Source organism: Rhodoferax sp. GW821-FHT10B06 (assembly GCF_059415605.1).
The window spans coordinates 396,315-414,008 of the sequence record NZ_JBWKNO010000004.1 but is presented as its reverse complement, the minus strand read 5'-3'; the positions used below and the strand labels follow the sequence as shown (position 1 = coordinate 414,008).

Below are 17,694 nucleotides of genomic sequence, written 5' to 3'. Positions count from 1 at the left end.
TCCAAAGACACGCTCAGGTCGCGCAGGCTTTGCGGCGTATCCCCCGTGCGCTGCAACAGCTGGCGGCTAATGTCCAGGCTCTCCTGGTAGGCGCTGCGCGCCTGCTCCAGCTGGCCCAGCTCCCGCGCCACATTGCCCACATTGTCCAAAGACACGCTCAGGTCGCGCAGGCTTTGCGGCGCATCCCCCGTGCGCTGCAACAGCTGGCGGCTAATGTCCAGGCTCTCTTGGTAGGCACTGCGCGCCTGGTCCAACTGGCCCAGCTCCCGCGCCACATCGCCCACCTTGTCCAAAGACACGCTCAGGTCGCGCATGGCTTCAGGGGCATCGCCCAACAATCCCATCTTTTCCCGGCTGATTTCCAATGCCTGGCCTGCCACAGACTGCGCAGCCACGAGTTCCCGCCGCTCCAGCAATTGGTCCACCAATTGCCAGGCCAGATTGGGGGAGAGTTCTTGCGTGCCACTGCGGTCCCATGTCTCCCACTGGTGCTGCCAACGCTGTAGCACGGGTTGCAGGGTGGATGCACTGGCAGGCGCTGTGGCCATGGGCAAGCCCCTGGCACTGTCGGCACCACGCGCAACACGGTCTGCATCGCCCCCCAGCCACGGCGATACAAGGTGGCTGGCACTGCGTACCGACCATAGGTCTGGTGCAATAGCTGCGGCCCGTGCTTCATAGGCCGCAGGCAACACCACGAACAGAAACACCTGGTTACGGGTCAATACAGCGCGGTTTTCGTTCAGGCGTGCCAGCAAGGCGTCGCGGTACGCATCCCATTCAAGTGACGGGTCGCTGACGCGTAGCCAGCAATACCGCTCCAACGCCGGATTGCCAGTGGCAAAGACTTTTTGCAGCAAAGCTCCAGGTAACGACTCCGAGCTGGTGGGCACCAGGTTCTCAAGATACAGGGAGCGGCTGCGCAGATGCGCGTCCAACTCTGCAAACAGCCAATCGCTAGCCTGTGCATAGTCGCTCCACAGGTACACGACGCTGGCACCGTTGTCGTGGTGGCGCAGCAGCTGACGCAGCCTGCGCAGCAATTGAAAGTGCGCCAGGCTAGGATTCATATGCGCTGGAGGTGCGCCGTGCGTCAGCTACCAGCCGCAGGCGCCGCAACGGCAGGCTGCGCCTCGGGTCGGCCCAGCACCCAATCGCGCAATAGCGGATGGATGGCATACCAGGCGTCACCATTGAGATACGCCAACACATGCTTGGTGGCCAGATACCGCTGGAATACCGCGCTATCCACCTTTTCATCCAACTCGGGTTCGTGGCTACGCTCCAGGCGGGCCATCCAACCAATGATGGCGCTGGGCAGAATGCGGGGTGGGCTGATCTGGCTGCGCACCACCTCCAGCAGTTCGCTTTGCTCTGTTGCGGGGTCCGCCTCTCGCTCCAGCAGCACGACCTTGATGGCACGCAAGTAGTCGCGCAAATCACCGCCAGAGTCACGGATCAGTGTTTGCAGTAAATCTGGTGAGATAAATTTCTGCCAAGCGGGGAAACGCCTTTCAACCAGCGCTGTCATCTGATGCACACCGCGCGGGTCCAGGTCGTTGCTGCGTTTCTGGAACACGTGGACCGACGGCATATTGACCACCACGCCCTGCCCCAGAATGCCGGGCAGCTGTGGGTTCTGAACCAGTAGAAAAGGAGATACCGAGTACACGACATGCACAGAGGGCAAGCGCAAAGCCCGGCCTTCGCTGAGAAACAAGCGCTGCACGGTTTCGTAGACCTTGTCAGCCTCGTCGCCATAACCACGGATCTTCTCCAGCGAGTCGGCGATCAGCACGCATTTCTCGTCGTGGGCACAGATATCCGCCACCAGTTCCGCAACGAAGTGGTGGGCCTGGTTTACAAAGCTGCCGACATTGGATTTAAGCGTGTCTTCCAGTTGCTTCCTGAAACCCGCGTCGGTCTTCAGAGCCAACTGCAGCTGGGCCTTGACCGGTGCAATGTCCGTTCCAATCTGAATACCAGTCAACTCGATGTTGGTGCGGGTCAAAAAGTCAGTCAACCGCTGCATGGGGGTACGCTTGCCAGCGATGCTTCCTACCGTCTCTACCCACGAAGCAACCAGAGCAAGCAGCATGCTGGCCAGATCAATAGGCGCATTCAGGTTAAGCCAATCCTCCAGATCACAGTAGTAAACCTTGCATTTACTTCCCTGCAATTCAGATTTCAAACGCAGCAACTCTGTGCTTTTGCCGCTGCCAATTTGGCCAGTAAAAAGATACACGCCATCCCCGGTGCGGATTTCTATCTCGCGCTTGAGACGCCCCAGTGCATCGCGCTCGCCTTGCAAGTGTTCGACATACAAACTCTTTTCCGCAGGCAAGCCGACATCCAAAGGCTCGGTGCTTTGTACCGCCTGGATGAATTTAGTCAGTTCATCAGAGGAAAAGGTTTGTGTCATAGGGTTCCAATTTTCACCAGTTTAGCCCTCAGATCAGGCCAGCTCTTCCTTACGAATCCGGGTGATCGGTGCCAGCACGGTGGGCAATGCCTGCATCTGGGCCAGGGCGGCGTTCATGCGCGACTCGGTGCAGTCGTGGGTCAGGATGATCACGTCGGTCTGGGTCGCACCCTCGCCGCCGATTTCATCGGCCTCGCGTTGCAGCACCGCGTCGATGCTGATGTCGGACGATGCGAGCAAACCGGTGACGGTGGCCAGCACGCCGGCCTGGTCGGCTACGCGCAGGCGCAGGTAGTAGCTGGTGACCACGTCGCCCATGGGCAGCACTTGCAGATCGCTCATGGCATCGGGCTGGAAGGCCAGGTGCGGCACGCGGTTCGTTGGGTCGGCGGTGTGCAGGCGGGTGATGTCCACCAGGTCGGCGATCACCGCGCTGGCGGTGGGTTCGCTGCCCGCGCCCTTGCCGTAGTACAGCGTGGTGCCGACGGCATCGCCCTGCACCACCACCGCGTTCATCGCGCCTTCGACATTGGCGATCAGACGCTTGGCCGGCACCAGGCTGGGGTGCACGCGCAGCTCCACGCCCTGCGGCGTGCGCTTGGTGATGCCCAACAATTTGATGCGGTAACCGAGCTGCTCTGCGTACTTGATGTCTTGCGAGCCCAGTTGGGTGATGCCTTCAACATAGGCCTTGTCGAACTGCACCGGGATGCCGAAAGCGATGGCCGACATCAGGGTCAGCTTGTGCGCGGCGTCCACGCCTTCGATGTCGAAGGTGGGGTCGGCCTCGGCATAGCCCAGGCGCTGGGCTTCTTTGAGCACCACGGCAAAGTCCAGGCCCTTGTCGCGCATTTCGCTGAGGATGAAGTTGGTCGTGCCGTTGATGATGCCGGCCACCCACTGGATGCTGTTGGCGGTCAGGCCTTCGCGCAGCGCCTTGATGATGGGGATGCCACCGGCGACGGCGGCTTCGAAGGCCACCATCACGCCCTTGGCGTGGGCTGCAGCGAAGATCTCGGTGCCGTGCACGGCCAGCAAGGCCTTGTTGGCGGTGACCACGTGTTTGCCGGCGGCAATGGCTTCCAGCACCAGCTCTTTGGCCAGGGTGTAGCCGCCGATCAGCTCGACCACGATGTCGATGTCGGGGTTGGCGATGATGGCGCGCGCATCGGCCACCACCTGGGCACGGTCGCCCACCAGGGCTTGGGCCTCGGCCACGTTGCGGCGCGACACCATGGTGACCTCAATGCCACGGCCGGCCCGGCGCTTGATTTCTTCCTGGTTGCGCTGCAATACGTTGAACACGCCGCTGCCGACAGTGCCGATGCCGAGGATGCCTACTTGGATGGGTTTCATAACAGATATTTAAGTAAAAAGTGCCGATAGCGCAGGTAGTACGTGCGCTAGGCGCTACGTTTACGATAGCTTTCAAGAAATTTGGCAACGCGGCCAATGGCTTCGCGCAGGTCGTCTTCGTGAGGCAGGAAGACAATGCGGAAGTGGTCCGGTTGCTGCCAGTTGAATCCGGTGCCCTGCACCAGCATGACGCGGGTTTCGCGCAGCAGTTCCAGGAAGAATTGGCGGTCGTCGGCGATCGGGTAGACCGCCGGGTCCAGCCGGGGAAACATGTACAGCGCCGCTTGTGGCTTGACGCAGGTGACGCCCGGAATGGCGGTGATCAGCTCGTAGGCCAGGTCGCGCTGGCGGCGCAGACGGCCGCCTTCGCAGACCAGGTCGTTGATGCTCTGGTAGCCGCCCAGGGCGGTCTGGATGGCCCACTGGCCGGGCACGTTGGAGCACAGCTTCATGTTGGAGAGCATGTTCAGGCCCTCGATGTAGTCGGTGGCCACCTTTTTGTTGCCCGACACCACCATCCAGCCCGCGCGGTAGCCGCAGGAGCGGTAGCTTTTGGACAGCGAATTGAAGGTCAGGGTCAGCACGTCGGTCGACAGGCTGCCCATCGCCGTGTGCTTGACGCCGTCGTACAGCACCTTGTCGTAGACCTCGTCGGCCAGGATCACCAGGCCATGCTCGCGGGCGATGGCGACGATCTCCAGCAGCAGCGCGTCGGTGTACACCACGCCCGTGGGGTTGTTGGGGTTGATTACCACGATGCCCTTGGTGCGCGGCGTGATCTTGGCGCGGATGTCGTCCAGATTGGGCATCCAGTTGTTGGCCTCGTCGCACAGGTAATGCACCGGCGTGCCGCCGGACAGGCTGGTCGCGGCCGTCCACAGCGGATAGTCGGGCATGGGCAGCAACAGCTCGTCGCCGTTGTCCAGCAAGGTGTTGGTCGCCATGGTGATGAGCTCACTGGCGCCGTTGCCCAAGTAGATGTCGTCCAGCGTCACGCCCGCAATGCCTTGCTGCTGGGTGTAGTGCATGACCGCCTTGCGCGCGCCAAAAATGCCCTTGCTGTCCGAATAGCCCGCCGAATTGGGCAGATTGCGGATCATGTCCTGCTGGATCTCTTCCGGCGCGTCGAAGCCAAAAACCGCCAGATTGCCGATATTGAGCTTGATGATCTTTTGGCCTTCGTCCTCCATCTGGCGCGCTGCGTCCATGATCGGCCCGCGAATGTCGTACAGCACATTGGCCAGCTTGGTGGATTTTTGGATGGTCTTCATGGTGGCCTAGTGGGCGCTTAATGGGCAAATACGCAAGCCGCCTGCTCCCGGACAGCCTGCAAGGATGGAAACCTATAATTGGACCACATTTGCCGCCTCGTTCCAGGGCCTGGCAACATCCAACCCAGGCACGCCGCCCCATGAAGATCCAACCCGATAAATTCGACGTCCAATCCATCACCGGCTACGGGCCTGGCTGGGTGGGCATCAACACCGACAAAGTGGAACACAGCGTGGTGCTGGGCTCGCACGGTGAGCGCCTGGTATGGAATTGCGCACGCTTTGAGGACCTGACGGAGGAGCACTTCGCACAACTCGCCGCGCTGCAGCCCGAGCTGGTGATCTTTGGCAGCGGCAGCCGCATCCGCTTTCCCAAACCGGTCTGGATGAAGGAACTGATGGCCCGGCGCATAGGCCTGGAGACCATGGATACACAGGCCGCCTGCCGCACCTACAACATCCTGGCCCAGGAAGGTCGCCACGTCGTGGCAGCCCTGATACTTGAGCCTGCGCCGTGAGCCTCTGGGTTTTCAGGGTAAAATCGAAGGTTGCAGCTGCGTAATAACCTTCACAGCAGATTGGTCAGCCGCGGTATCTTGGTCAAGCATGTGATCGCATCTTTCCAAGCCACTTTCAGCTTTCAACGACCACATCCCGTCACAAGAGACCCCAAGCACTATGGCGATCGTTGTCAATAAACCTATCCCCGAATTCGAAGCCAACGCCACGGGTGGCGTAAAGGTCTCCAACACCACCCATCTCGGTAAAGTTGTCGTCCTGTATTTTTACCCCAAAGATAACACCCCTGGGTGCACCACGGAGGCCATGCAGTTCCGCGACAAGCATAAAGAATTTGTAAAGGCCGGCGCCACGGTGTTCGGTGTGTCGCGCGACAACATGAAGTCGCACGACGAGTTCAAGACCAAGCTCGAACTGCCGTTTGAACTGATCGCCGACACCGAAGAAAAGATGTGCCATATGTTTGGCGTGGTCAAGAACAAGATCATGTACGGCAAAAAGGTCAAGGGCATCGAGCGCAGCACCTTTCTGATCGGCGCCGACGGCGTACTGAAAAACGAATGGCGCGGCCTGAAAGTACCCGGCCATGTGGACGACGTGCTGCAAGCCGTCAAGGACCTGAAGAAAGCCGTTTAAAGCCGTCATTGCTGCACGGCACCAAAATGCCACGCAGCTCATGCATAATGAATTCATGTTTTTGGTGAATTCGAACGCGCTTCCCCCTCAAAAGCCGCCCGGGCCTCCTGGCGGCTTTTTCGCTTTTTGATCCTTCTTTTTAGCGAGCCCCACGCCCTATGCCATTGCCACCCGCCCCCACCAAGCGCGCCGCCACCCTGGCCCGTGAAGCCTATGACGTGGTCGCCAAGCCCGTCAAAAAATCGGGGACCAGCCGGGCACCTAAAGCCAGCGCCAATGCCGGCCCCGTAGACGAAAAACCCCAAGCCCGCAATGTGGCGATGGAACCGGTGGAGCAGCGCCTGCCCACCCAGCGCGACAAATCCAGCCCCGCGGCCGAACCCAGCAGACCCGCACCAGCGGCAGACCGCGCAGCCCCTGCACGCAACCGTGGCGTGGCCCTGCTGCAAGAACCCGCTGCCAAGCGCAAGCCCCCCAAGAGCACGGGGCCGGCCAAGCTGTTCGTACTGGACACGAATGTGCTGATGCACGATCCGATGTGCCTGTTCCGCTTCGAAGAGCACGACATCTTCCTGCCCATGATCGTGCTGGAAGAGCTGGACAGCAACAAAAAGGGCATGACCGAAGTCGCCCGCAACGCACGCCAGACCAGCCGCTCGCTGGACGCCCTGGCCGGCAGCAATGGTGGCGACATCGGCATCGGACTGAAGCTGGATGCCACCGGACACCCTGAAGCCGGCGGCAAGCTGTTCTTCCAGACCCAGACGCTGGACTACACACTGCCGTCCAGCCTGCCCCAGGGCAAGGCCGACAACCAGATCCTGGGCGTGGTCGAGGCGCTGCGCCCGCTGCATCCCGGCCGCGAAGTCGTACTGGTGTCCAAGGACATCAATATGCGCGTCAAGGCCCGCGCACTGGGCCTGGCCGCCGAGGATTACCAGAACGACAAGGCGCTGGAAGACGGCGAGTTCCTCTACTCGGGCGCACTGGCCCTGCCGGCCGATTTCTGGAGCAAGCATGGCAAAACCGTGGAAAGCTGGCAGCAAGGCCTGCACACTTTCTACCGCATCTCCGGCCCCATCGTGCCCGAGATGATGGTCAACCAGTTCGTCTACTTCGAAGCCCCGGGCGAGCCCAGCCTGTATGCGCGCGTGACCGAAATCCGCGCCAAGACTGCGGTGTTGAAGACGTTGAAAGACTACAACCACCTCAAGCACGCCGTGTGGGGTGTGACCACCCGCAACCGCGAACAAAATTTCGCAATGAACCTGCTGCTCGACCCCGAAGTCGACTTCGTCACCCTGACTGGCAACGCCGGCACCGGCAAGACCTTGATGGCCTTGGCCGCCGGCCTGACCCAGGTGCTGGACGAACGCCGCTACACCGAGATCATCATGACGCGGGCCACGGTCAGCGTGGGTGAAGACATCGGCTTCCTGCCCGGCACCGAAGAAGAAAAAATGGGCCCCTGGATGGGCGCACTGGACGACAACCTGGAAGTGCTGGCCAAAACCGAGACCAGCGCAGGCGAATGGGGCCGCTCGGCAACCAACGAGCTGATCCGTTCGCGCATCAAGATCAAGAGCATGAACTTCATGCGCGGCCGCACCTTTCTGAACAAGTACGTGATCATCGACGAGGCACAGAACCTGACGCCCAAGCAGATGAAAACGCTGATCACCCGCGCCGGCCCCGGCACCAAGATCATCTGCATGGGCAACCTGCAGCAGATCGACACGCCGTACCTGACCGAAGGCTCATCCGGCCTGACGTTCGCGGTGGACAAGTTCAAAGGCTGGCCGCATAGCGGCCACATCATGCTGGCGCGCGGCGAGCGTTCGCGCCTGGCCGACTTCGCCAGCGAGGTCTTGTAACACCCCCAGGCTACGCACTGCGTGTCTTCGCCAACCCCCTTGCAGGGGGCGATACCGGCGGCCCGGCAGAGCCGGTTCCGCGGTATCTCTGGGCCGGAGCATCTGTGCCGTCGCTATTGACTAAACCATTAACCGAGATCTCTATGATTTTAGAAATTGCCGATATCCGTATCCGCCCCGGCGAGCAGGCCGCATTTGACGAAGCCATCACACGTGGCCTGCAAACCGTCATCAGCAAGAACGCTGAATGCAAGGGCTACAAGGTGAACAAGGGCATTGAAAGCCCCGAGCGCTATGTGCTGCAGATCTTCTGGACGTCGGTAGAAGCCCACAACGTCGGCTTCCGCGAAAGCCCGGCCTTCGCCGAATGGCGTGCCATCGTCGGGCCGTTCTTTGCTAGCCCACCGGTAGTGGAGCACTTCGACTTGGTGACCAAGTCGGACTAGGACAGCAGACGTAAAAAGGCCCGTGGAACCATTGGTTCCACGGGCCTTTTTTATGGGAGAGATTTACTGCTGCGCGCGTTCAGCCAGGTAGATCTCGACGCGGCGGTTGCGGGCCCGGCCGGCATCGCTGCTGTTGTCGGCGATGGGCTCGTACTCGCCACGGCCGGCCACCGCCACACGGCGCGAATCCACACCGCGCGCGCTCAGGTAGTCACGCGCGCTTTCGGCGCGGCGCAAGGACAGCGGGTTGTTGACGGCGTCGGAGCCGGTGTTATCGGTGTGGCCAATGATGCGCACCTCGGTATTCGGCTGGTTCTGCAGGCCGTTGGCAAACTGGTCGAGGATGGGGCGCAGGTTTGGCTTGATATCGGCACGGCCGGTGTCAAACGAAATATCGCTGGGGATATTCAGCTTGAGCTGGTTGTCCGCGGTTTGCGTCACCGCCACGCCGGTGCCGGCGGTGGCCTGCTCCATCGCGGCCTTCTTGTCCTGCATGTGCTTGGACCAGACATAGCCGCCGAGCGCGCCGACCGCGCCGCCCACGGCCGCGCCGGTTTTATTGCCGCCGATCAAGGCACCGGCGACTGCGCCAATACCTGCGCCAATACCAGTCCCTTTTTGGGTTTCGCTCATGTTTGCGCAGCCGCCCAAAGCCAGGGCGGCAATGGTGCAAGCAATCACAGGTGCGCGCAGGGAAAAGAAGGTGTGTGCCATGGTATCCATCCGTTTTTCAGTAGTAGTTCAACAACGTAATAAGTGACTGTTCGTTGACAGTGCGTCTTGGTTATACGCCAGAAAAATGGCTACTGGATGTGAACGGGATATTTGCCTACACAGCTCTACGGTGGCGGCTGACGCAGGTATTCAGCACCTCTTCGCCGGGGCGCTGCCACCAGTCGAGGTCGGAGAATATCTCGACCTCGCTATAGCCCTGGTAGCCTGCCGCTTCCACCCAGCCACGGATCTTCTTCAGTTCCACAACGCCGTCGCCCATCATGCCGCGGTCGTTCAACAGGTCGCGCGTGGGCAGCAGCCAGTCGCACACATGGTAGGCCAGCAGCCGAGCCGCGCCGGCGCGGGCAATCTGCTGCTGCAGCTTCGGATCCCACCACACGTGGTAGATGTCCAGCGCCACGCCGAGTGCACCGGTCTGCTGCGGGTCCAGTGCGTCGCAGATATCCAGCGCATGCTCCAGCGTGTTGACGCAGGCGCGCTCGGCCGCCTGCATGGGGTGCAGCGGCTCGATGGCCAAGGGCATGCCGACCTGGCGCGCGTATTCCAGCGCAGCGGCGATGCCGTCAAACACCTCGGTGCGGGCGCGGGCAATGTCGGTATAGGCCGGCTTGCCGGTCAGCGCGCCGGGCAGGCTGCCGACCACCAACACCACGCAGGGCGCGCCCAGGGTTTTGGCCTCGTCGATGGCTTGGCGGTTGTCCAGCAGCGCAGCCTGGTGGCCGGCAGCGTCGGCGGCCGGGAAGAAGCCGCCGCGGCAGTAGCCGGAAAGCACGATGCCGGTGTCGCGCAGCTGCCGCGCCACTTTCTCCAGCCCCACGGCCGCCACCTGGTCGCGCCAGGGGCTGATGGCGCGGATGTCGCGGCGCGCGCATTCTTCGATGATGCGGTCCAGCTTCCACTGCTTGCGCACGGTGGCCGTGTTGAGGGACAGCCAGCGGTGGTCTTGGGAGAAGTCGCGCATGGCTTATTCGACTCCATGCAATGCCAGCAAGGTGCGCATGCGGTGCACCGCCAGGTCCGGCTGCTCCAGCAGATTCGCCGCATCGGCCAAGCGGAACAGCTCGGCGAAATGCGCCAGCGAACGCGTGCTCTGCTGGCCGCCGACCATGGTGAAGTGGCTCTGATGTCCGTTCAGCCAGGCCATGAAGACCACGCCGGTCTTGTAGTAGCGTGTGGGCGCGGCAAAGATGTGGCGCGACAGCGGCACCGTCGGGCCCAGGATGGCGTGGAACTGCGCGCTGTCGCCCTGCGCCAAGGCGCTGAGCGCGGTGCTGGCTGCGGGCGCGATGGCATCGAAGATGCCCAGCAGCGCATCGCTCTGGCCGTGCGTCACTTCGCTGCCGAAGCCGTCGCCGGCGATCAGCTCGGCGTAGTTGAAATCGTCGCCTGTGTACATGCGGACTCCGGCGGGCAGGCGCCTGCGCATGGCGATTTCCTTGTCCTTGTCGAGCAGCGAAATCTTGATGCCATCGACCTTGTCCGGGTGCGCGGCGATCACGGCCAGCGCCGTATCCATGGCCACCTCCACATCGAGCGAACCCCAGTAGCCTTTGAGCGCCGGGTCGAACATATCGCCCAGCCAGTGCAGCACCACCGACTGCTGCGCCTGGCGCAGGATGCGGTCGTAGACGCGCTCATAGTCGGCCGGGCTTTGCGCCACGCGGGCCAGCGCACGGCTGGCCATGACGATCAGCTTGCCGCCGAGCTTTTCGATGGCCGCCATCTGCTCCTCGTAGGCGGCGATCACCTGGTCGACGTTGCGCACCTCCTCCAGCACCAGGTGGTCGGTGCCGCAGCCGGATGCCACCAGCGCACCGGGCACGTCCTTGGCGGCGTCCAGCGAGCGGCGGATCAACTCCAGCGAGGTCGGCCAGTCCAGGCCCATGCCGCGCTGCGCCGTGTCCATGGCCTCGGCCACGCCCAGGCCCAGCGACCACAGGCGCTGGCGGTAGGCGATGGTGGCGTCCCAGTCCACCGCGCATTGCAGCCAGGGGTCGATGGCGGCGCGCGGGTCGGCCACCACATGGGCGGCGGAGTAGGCGATGCGGTTGAACGGCACGCGGGTGCTGGACGCCAGCGGCGCCGTGCCGCGCAAGGTATAGGGTTGCAGCGCCCCGGCGGTGGGCAGCAAAAGGGTTTGGGCCATGGTCATCTCACCACTTTTAAAGAAAATCGGGCTCTAGCGCAGGTAGTACCTGCGCTAGCAGCTATCAAATGTGTAGTGCGGGCACATCCACCCAGCGCCGTTCCTTCCAGGACTGCAGGGCCACTTCGACCAGTTGCACACCCTTGGCGCCTTCGGGCAGGGTCCAGCGGTAGGGCTCGTTGTCCACCACGTGGCGGATGAAGTGCTCCCACTGGATCTTGAAGCCGTTATCAAAAACCTGTGAGTCCGGCACTTCCTGCCACTGGTCGAAGAAGTCCATGGTCTGCTTCTGGTCCGGGTTCCACACCGGGCGCGGCGTGGTCACGCGGCTTTGTGCGCGGCAATCGGTCAGGCCGGCAACGGCCGAGCCGTGCGTGCCGTCGACATGGAAGGTGACCAGGTCGTCGCGGCGCACCCGCGTGGCCCACGACATATTGAGCTGGGCGATCACCGGCTCGCCGTTGTGGCCGATCAGCTCGGCCGTGGCGTAGGCGGCGTCGTCGGCCGTGGCCTTATAGGGCTTGCCGGCCTCGTCCCAGCGCTCGGGGATGTGCGTGGCGCCTATGCACGACACGGACTTGACCTCGCCGAACAGGTTGTCCAGCACATAGCGCCAGTGGCACATCATGTCCAGGATCATGCCGCCGCCGTCCTCGGCACGGTAGTTCCAGCTCGGGCGTTGGATGGGCTGTAGATCGCCCTCGAACACCCAGTAGCCGAACTCCAGGCGCACCGACAGCATACGGCCGAAGAAGCCAGCGCGGCGCAGCATGTCGAGCTTGCGCAGGCCGGGCAAAAACAATTTGTCCTGCACCGCACCGTGCTTCAGACCGGAGGCCTCGGCCAGGCGGGCGATCTCCACCGCCTCATTCAAATTGGTGGCAATCGGCTTCTCGCAATACACATGCTTGCCTGCGCGGATCGCCTTGGCCAGCAGGGTTGGGCGCATCTGGGTGGTACCGGCGTCGAAGAACACGGTATCGGCCGGATTCGCCAAGGCCGCGTCCAGATCCGTGCCCCAGCGGGCAATGCCGTGGGCCTGGGCCAGGGCCTGCATCTTCTCAGCGTTGCGGCCTATGAGAATGGGGTCGGGCATGACCTTGTCGCCGTTGCTCAGAATCACGCCGCCCTGCTTGCGGATGGCGACGATGGAGCGGATCAGATGCTGGTTCATGCCCATGCGTCCGGTGACGCCGTGCATGATGAGACCGAGGGTGTGTGTCGTCATGGCTATTGCTTCCAATGGGCAAGGAGGTAAATAGATGGGCTAGCGCTGGGCCAGCGTCACACCGTCTTCCGCAAAGCCGTGGCAGCGCGCGGGCGGCAGATGCACCTGCACGGTGTCGCCACGCTTGTAATGGCTTTGGCCCACCACCTGCACCACCAGCGGCTGCTGAGCGCCCAGGGTGCCGTACAGCACGGTGTTGCCGCCCAACTGCTCAGCCAGCACCACCTGCATGGCCAGGCCCGTGCTCTGGCCGCCCTGCTCTGCCAGCTCCACATGCTCGGGGCGTATGCCCACGCAGACCGGCGCACCAACGGCAATCTGCGCGGCCAGCACGGGCAGGTGCACGGTCTCACCGCCTTGCAGACGCACATCCAATCCGTTGGCGTTGTGTGCAGCCACCGTGCCCTCCAGGAAGTTCATCTTCGGGCTGCCGATGAAGCCGGCCACGAAACGGTTCACCGGATGGTTGTACAGCTCCAGCGGGGAGCCGGCCTGCTCGATGATGCCGTCGTGCAGCACCACGATGCGGTCGGCCATGGTCATGGCCTCCACCTGGTCATGGGTGACGTAGACCATGGTGGTGCGCAGCTCGGCATGCAGCTTGGACAGCTCGACGCGCATCTGCACGCGCAACTCGGCGTCCAGATTGGACAGGGGTTCATCGAACAGAAACAGCTTGGGTTCGCGCACGATGGCACGGCCTATGGCCACCCGCTGGCGCTGGCCGCCGGACAAGGCCTTGGGCTTGCGCTGCAGATAGCTGTCGATCTTCAGCATCTTGGCAGCGTGCTGCACGCGCCGGTCGATCACGTCCTTTTTCTCACCCGCAGTTTGCAGGCCGAAAGCCAGGTTGTCGTAAACGCTCATATGCGGGTACAGCGCATACGACTGGAACACCATGGCGATCTTGCGCTGGGCCGCTGGCACCTCGTTGACGCGGTCGCCGTCGATGCAGAACTCGCCATCGGAGATTTCTTCCAGCCCGGCGATCATGCGCAGCAAGGTGGACTTGCCACATCCCGAGGGGCCGACAAAGACCACGAACTCGCCGTCGCGGATGTCGAGGTCCACACCGTGGATGATCTCCACATTGCCATAGCGTTTGATGATGCCCCGCAGTGACAGCTCAGCCATGGTGTGCCGCCTTGTTGAAGCTGCCACTGGTGGGTGCCCAGCTGTTGTATTTGGCGTGGCCTTGCGGGATGGGCAGGCTCACCTGGGTGCCGGTTTCGGCTGAGTGGTAGATCGCCGTGATCAGCTCCAGCGACTGGCGCGCATCATGCAAGCTCACCGGCGTGGGGGCGCCGCCGGTCACGGTGGCGTGGATCAGCGCGAACTCGCCCTCGAAGGATTCCAGCGCCGGCACAAAGTCGGCCAGGGCGACGCTGATGGCGGCATCGATCGCAGGCGTCTTGCCCTGGAAATGCCAGGGGTCCTTGCCCGGCCGGTACGGCTCGGTACTGCGGCTTTCCACCGTCAGGTCGGAGAACATGAAGCGCAGGCGCGACAGCTCTTCGGCCGCACCCAGGGTGACCGACAGCGTGGCCACCGAGCCGTTTTCCATGCCTATGGAAATGGCGGCGCAGTCTTCCACCTCGATAGGGTTCACGCGGGTCGCCAGGTGCGCGAACACAGTTTTCACCGGGCCATTCACATACGACAGCATGTCGTGCGCATGCAGGGCCTGGGTCAGGCAGCAGCCCCCCATCTCGGTGGCCCATTTGCCGCGCCACTGCACTTCGTAGTAGTCGGCATCGCGGCGCCAGGAGGTCTCGATGGTGCTCAGGAATGGCGTATGCGCAAAGCCCTTGGACTGCAGATGCTTGAGCTTTTGCAGACCGTGGCCAAAGCGGTACTGGAAGATGGGAAACAGCGTGCCCTTGGCGGCCTTTTGTGCAGCAGCAATCGCATCGGCCTCGGCCAGCGAGCCCACCAAGGGCTTCTCGCAGACCACATGCAGGCCGGCAGCCAGCGCCTGCTCGATCAGCGCGCGGTGGGTATAGGGTGGCGTGCAGATGTCGACGATATCCAGCTTGCCGCTTTCCAGCAGCTCGCTGAACTGGGTGGTATGCCAGGGCACGCCGAACTCGGCGGCAGCGGCGCTGGCCTTGGCGGCATCCAGGTCACACACCACCACCACTTCGTACAAATCGGGAATCTGGGCATAGGCCTCCAGATGGCCCTTGCCCACACCCAGACCGACCACAGCCACACGTAATTTTTGTAGCGTCTGCACCATCACGCAACTCCTCCTACACGGGTGGCCAGGGCTTCGGCCTTCAGGGCCAGCTCGGTAGCCAAGAAACAATGGGCTTGGGACATGGCGGTTTCGGTACGGTTCAGCACATCCTGGATCAGCCGCGCGCCATAGGGCAGAACCTCGGCCTTGCAGTCCATGTGCTGCGTGCCCTTACCATCGACCAGGAACAGGTGGTCGCCGCCCGGGCGGCCGGCAATGTCCACGTATTTGCGCAGCTCGATATAGCCCTCGGTGCCCAGAATGGTCAGCCGACCGTCGCCCCAGACACCCAAGCCTTTGGGCGTGAACCAGTCCACGCGGATGAAGCCGGTGCCGCCATTGCCGCGCAGCAGCACTTCGCCGAAGTCTTCCAGCTCCGGAGTCTCCGGGTTGCCGAAATTGCCGATATGCGAGGCTACGACTTCGGCCCGCGTCGAGCCGGTGAAGTGCAGGAACTGGTCGCATTGGTGGGCCGCGATGTCGCACAGAATGCCGCCGTAACGCTTGCGCTCGAAGAACCAGTCGGGGCGAGGGTTGTTGCGCAGCGCATGCGGGCCCATGCCCATGGTCTGCACGACCCGGCCGATGGCGCCAGCGGCCACCAGCTGGCTGGCCTTCTCGGTAGCACGGTTCTCGAAGCGCTCGGAAAAACACACCGAGAAAATCCGGCCAGTCTCGGCCTGCACCTTGCGCACGGCGGCCAGTTCGTCCAGGGTGATGACACCGGGCTTGTCGACCATCACATCCTTGCCATGGCGCATGACAGTGATGGCAGTGGCGGCACGCACATCGGGAATGGTGGCGCTGACCACCAACTGGATGCTGGCGTCTTCCAGGATTTCGCGCTGGTCGGCCACGCGGCGGGCCTGCGGAAAAGCCTTGGCATAGTCGGCGGCCAGGTCGTCCTCGACGGCGTAGAAGCTCACCAGTTCGCCCCCGGCGTCCAGCACGGCGCGGGTCTGACCGTAGATGTGGTTGTGGTTCAGGCCGATGGCGGCAAAGCGTATGGATGGTTTAGTTGTCATCGTTTCATTCCAGATTGGGCAACGCCTTCAATGATCAGGCGTTGGAAGCAGAGAAAAAACAGAAAGATCGGCAGGATGGCCAGCACGGACATGGCGAACAGCTGGCCCCAGGCCGATTGGCCGGTGGAGTCCACAAACGAGCGCAACGCCAGTGGCACGGTGTAGTTGCTGGCCTCGTTGAGGTAGACCAGCGGGCCCAGAAAGTCGTTCCAGGTCCAGAGGAAGGAGAAGATGGCGGTGGTGGCCAATACCGGCATGGACAGCGGCATGATGATCTTCCAGTAGATGCGCCAGGGGCCGCAGCCATCCAGCACCGCGGCCTCGTCCAGCTCACGCGGAATGCCGCGGAAGAACTGCACCATCAGGAAGATGAAGAACGCATCGGCGGCCAAAAACTTGGGCACGATCAGCGGCAGAAAGGTGTCGATCCAGCCCAGCTTCAGGAACAGTACGTACTGCGGAATCAGGGTCACGTGGTAGGGCAACATCAGGGTGCCGAGCATCACCACGAACCAGATGCGCCGACCACGGAACTCCAGCCGCGCAAACGCATAGGCGGTGATCGAGCAGGAGATGGTGTTGCCTATCACCACCAGCACCGCCACCAGCACCGAGTTCTTGAAGAACACGGTGAAGCTCTCCTGCAGCGCCGTCCAGCCCTGCACATAGTTGCCGAAGTCGAATGCGTGTGGCCAGATCGACAGGTCGGTGAAGATGATGGATTCGGGCTTGAACGACGAGGCCACCATCCACAGCAGCGGGTACAGCATCAGAAAGGTCGCGCCGATCAGCACGGCATGGCGGGCCAAGCCCCCGGCCAGCAGGCGCAACACGCCCGGCCCCCGAGCTTGGTTAGCGCGGATCGTCTTCATAGTAGACCCAGTATTTGGAGGTAAGGAAACTGATGCCGGTGAAGGCGCCGATGATCAGCAGCAGCACCCAGGCCAGCGCCGAGGCATAGCCCATGCGGAAGTAGGAGAAGGCTTCCTGGTACAGGTACAGCGTATAAAACAGCGTGGAGTCGATAGGGCCGCCAGTGCCGCCCGACACCACATAAGCCGGGGTGAAGGCTTTGAAGCCTTCGATGATCTGCAGCACCATGTTGAAGAAGATCACCGGCGCCAGCAGCGGCAAGGTGATCTTGCGGAACTTGCGCCAGGTGCCGGCGCCGTCCATGGAGGCGGCTTCGTACAGGTCCTGTGGAATCTGCCGCAGGCCGGCCAGGAAGATGATCATCGGCGAGCCGAACTGCCACACGGCCAGCAGCACCAGGGTGTAGATGGCCGTGTCCGGGTTGGCGATCCAGCTCGGACCCTTGTAGTTGAAGAGCCACAGCAGAATCTGGTTCAGCGTGCCATTGCCTTCGAACAATTGCCGCCACAACACGGCTATTGCCACCGAGCCGCCCAGCAGCGAAGGGATGTAGAACAGCGCCCGGTACAGGGCACCGCCGCGTATCGCCTTGTCCAGCACCACCGCCACCAGCAGCGCGAAGGCGAGCTTGAGCGGTACCTCCATCAGCATGTAGCTGAAAGTGATCTTGAGCGACTGCCAGAACCGGGCGTCCGCCGTAAACATGCGCACATAGTTGTCCGCGCCTATCCACTGGGCCGGACGCAACAAATCAAATTTGGTGAACGACAGATACAGCGACGCCAGCACTGGCCCGAGCGAGAAGCAGACGAAGCCAACCAGCCAGGGCATCAGGAAGGCATAGCCCACCAAATCCCTGCGCCAAGCTGCACGCGACTGCCCTCGCCGCGCACGGGAGGTTTTTTCATCAACGGTTGACACGTA

At 62.4% G+C, this 17,694-nt stretch carries 17 protein-coding genes; 4 read left to right on the top strand and 13 right to left on the bottom strand.

Going from position 1 to position 17,694, the window contains the following annotated elements; all coding sequences use genetic code 11:
* From AC07O2_RS09370 to AC07O2_RS09355, 4 genes are all read right to left on the bottom strand, one after another.
* A partial coding sequence (locus AC07O2_RS09370) for a tetratricopeptide repeat protein (protein ID WP_495075456.1) occupies positions 1 to 1,070 on the bottom strand: 1,070 nt, incomplete at its 3' end.
* A 23-nt stretch (positions 1,071 to 1,093) separates the two neighbouring features.
* Positions 1,094 to 2,422: a P-loop NTPase family protein gene (locus AC07O2_RS09365; protein WP_495075455.1), complete on the bottom strand. Its 1,329-nt coding sequence runs from the start codon at positions 2,420 to 2,422 to the stop codon at positions 1,094 to 1,096.
* A gap of 33 nt (positions 2,423 to 2,455) precedes the next feature.
* Positions 2,456 to 3,778 (bottom strand): homoserine dehydrogenase, encoded by a 1,323-nt coding sequence (locus tag AC07O2_RS09360; protein WP_495075454.1) that lies wholly within the window; start codon positions 3,776 to 3,778, stop codon positions 2,456 to 2,458.
* Between the two features lie 47 nt (positions 3,779 to 3,825).
* Positions 3,826 to 5,049, bottom strand: a complete 1,224-nt coding sequence (locus AC07O2_RS09355) for a pyridoxal phosphate-dependent aminotransferase (RefSeq protein WP_495075453.1) — start codon at positions 5,047 to 5,049, stop codon at positions 3,826 to 3,828.
* A gap of 140 nt (positions 5,050 to 5,189) precedes the next feature.
* On the opposite strand from AC07O2_RS09355, the gene AC07O2_RS09350 reads away from it, so the two are divergent.
* From AC07O2_RS09350 to AC07O2_RS09335, 4 genes are all read left to right on the top strand, one after another.
* Positions 5,190 to 5,567 (top strand): Mth938-like domain-containing protein, encoded by a 378-nt coding sequence (locus AC07O2_RS09350; RefSeq protein ID WP_495075452.1) that lies wholly within the window; start codon positions 5,190 to 5,192, stop codon positions 5,565 to 5,567.
* Positions 5,568 to 5,727: 160 nt separating this feature from the next.
* The gene (locus tag AC07O2_RS09345; protein ID WP_490592504.1) at positions 5,728 to 6,204 is read left to right on the top strand and encodes a peroxiredoxin; all 477 of its coding nucleotides are present in this window, start codon (positions 5,728 to 5,730) and stop codon (positions 6,202 to 6,204) included.
* Between the two features lie 158 nt (positions 6,205 to 6,362).
* Positions 6,363 to 8,078 carry a PhoH family protein gene (locus tag AC07O2_RS09340; RefSeq protein WP_495075451.1) on the top strand — a complete coding sequence of 572 codons (1,716 nt, stop codon included), beginning with the start codon at positions 6,363 to 6,365 and terminating at the stop codon, positions 8,076 to 8,078.
* Between the two features lie 143 nt (positions 8,079 to 8,221).
* Positions 8,222 to 8,524, top strand: coding sequence for an antibiotic biosynthesis monooxygenase family protein (locus AC07O2_RS09335; RefSeq protein ID WP_092758090.1), 303 nt, complete (start codon positions 8,222 to 8,224; stop codon positions 8,522 to 8,524).
* A gap of 63 nt (positions 8,525 to 8,587) precedes the next feature.
* Here AC07O2_RS09335 and AC07O2_RS09330 read toward each other — a convergent pair whose 3' ends face one another.
* The 9 genes from AC07O2_RS09330 to AC07O2_RS09290 form a co-directional block, all read right to left on the bottom strand.
* Positions 8,588 to 9,247 carry a YiaD family glycine zipper/OmpA-like lipoprotein gene (locus AC07O2_RS09330; protein WP_495075450.1) on the bottom strand — a complete coding sequence of 220 codons (660 nt, stop codon included), beginning with the start codon at positions 9,245 to 9,247 and terminating at the stop codon, positions 8,588 to 8,590.
* A gap of 106 nt (positions 9,248 to 9,353) precedes the next feature.
* Positions 9,354 to 10,220, bottom strand: a complete 867-nt coding sequence (locus tag AC07O2_RS09325) for a sugar phosphate isomerase/epimerase family protein (RefSeq protein ID WP_495075449.1) — start codon at positions 10,218 to 10,220, stop codon at positions 9,354 to 9,356.
* A 3-nt stretch (positions 10,221 to 10,223) separates the two neighbouring features.
* Complete coding sequence (locus AC07O2_RS09320) at positions 10,224 to 11,405, bottom strand: dihydrodipicolinate synthase family protein (RefSeq protein ID WP_495075448.1); 1,182 nt, start codon at positions 11,403 to 11,405, stop codon at positions 10,224 to 10,226.
* A gap of 64 nt (positions 11,406 to 11,469) precedes the next feature.
* Positions 11,470 to 12,633 carry a Gfo/Idh/MocA family protein gene (locus AC07O2_RS09315; protein ID WP_495075447.1) on the bottom strand — a complete coding sequence of 388 codons (1,164 nt, stop codon included), beginning with the start codon at positions 12,631 to 12,633 and terminating at the stop codon, positions 11,470 to 11,472.
* A gap of 39 nt (positions 12,634 to 12,672) precedes the next feature.
* A complete protein-coding gene (locus AC07O2_RS09310) occupies positions 12,673 to 13,767 on the bottom strand; it encodes an ABC transporter ATP-binding protein (RefSeq protein WP_495075446.1) in 1,095 nt (364 codons plus the stop codon).
* Complete coding sequence (locus AC07O2_RS09305; protein ID WP_495075445.1) at positions 13,760 to 14,872, bottom strand: Gfo/Idh/MocA family protein; 1,113 nt, start codon at positions 14,870 to 14,872, stop codon at positions 13,760 to 13,762. The genes AC07O2_RS09310 and AC07O2_RS09305 overlap by 8 nt, the downstream gene beginning before the upstream one ends.
* Positions 14,872 to 15,897 carry a Gfo/Idh/MocA family protein gene (locus AC07O2_RS09300; RefSeq protein WP_495075444.1) on the bottom strand — a complete coding sequence of 342 codons (1,026 nt, stop codon included), beginning with the start codon at positions 15,895 to 15,897 and terminating at the stop codon, positions 14,872 to 14,874. Before AC07O2_RS09300 ends, AC07O2_RS09305 begins: the two co-directional genes overlap by 1 nt.
* Positions 15,894 to 16,769 carry a carbohydrate ABC transporter permease gene (locus tag AC07O2_RS09295; RefSeq protein ID WP_495075443.1) on the bottom strand — a complete coding sequence of 292 codons (876 nt, stop codon included), beginning with the start codon at positions 16,767 to 16,769 and terminating at the stop codon, positions 15,894 to 15,896. Before AC07O2_RS09295 ends, AC07O2_RS09300 begins: the two co-directional genes overlap by 4 nt.
* On the bottom strand, positions 16,750 to 17,691 hold the full coding sequence (locus AC07O2_RS09290; RefSeq protein ID WP_495075442.1) for a carbohydrate ABC transporter permease: 942 nt from the start codon (positions 17,689 to 17,691) through the stop codon (positions 16,750 to 16,752). The genes AC07O2_RS09295 and AC07O2_RS09290 overlap by 20 nt, the downstream gene beginning before the upstream one ends.
* Positions 17,692 to 17,694: the final 3 nt, after the last annotated feature.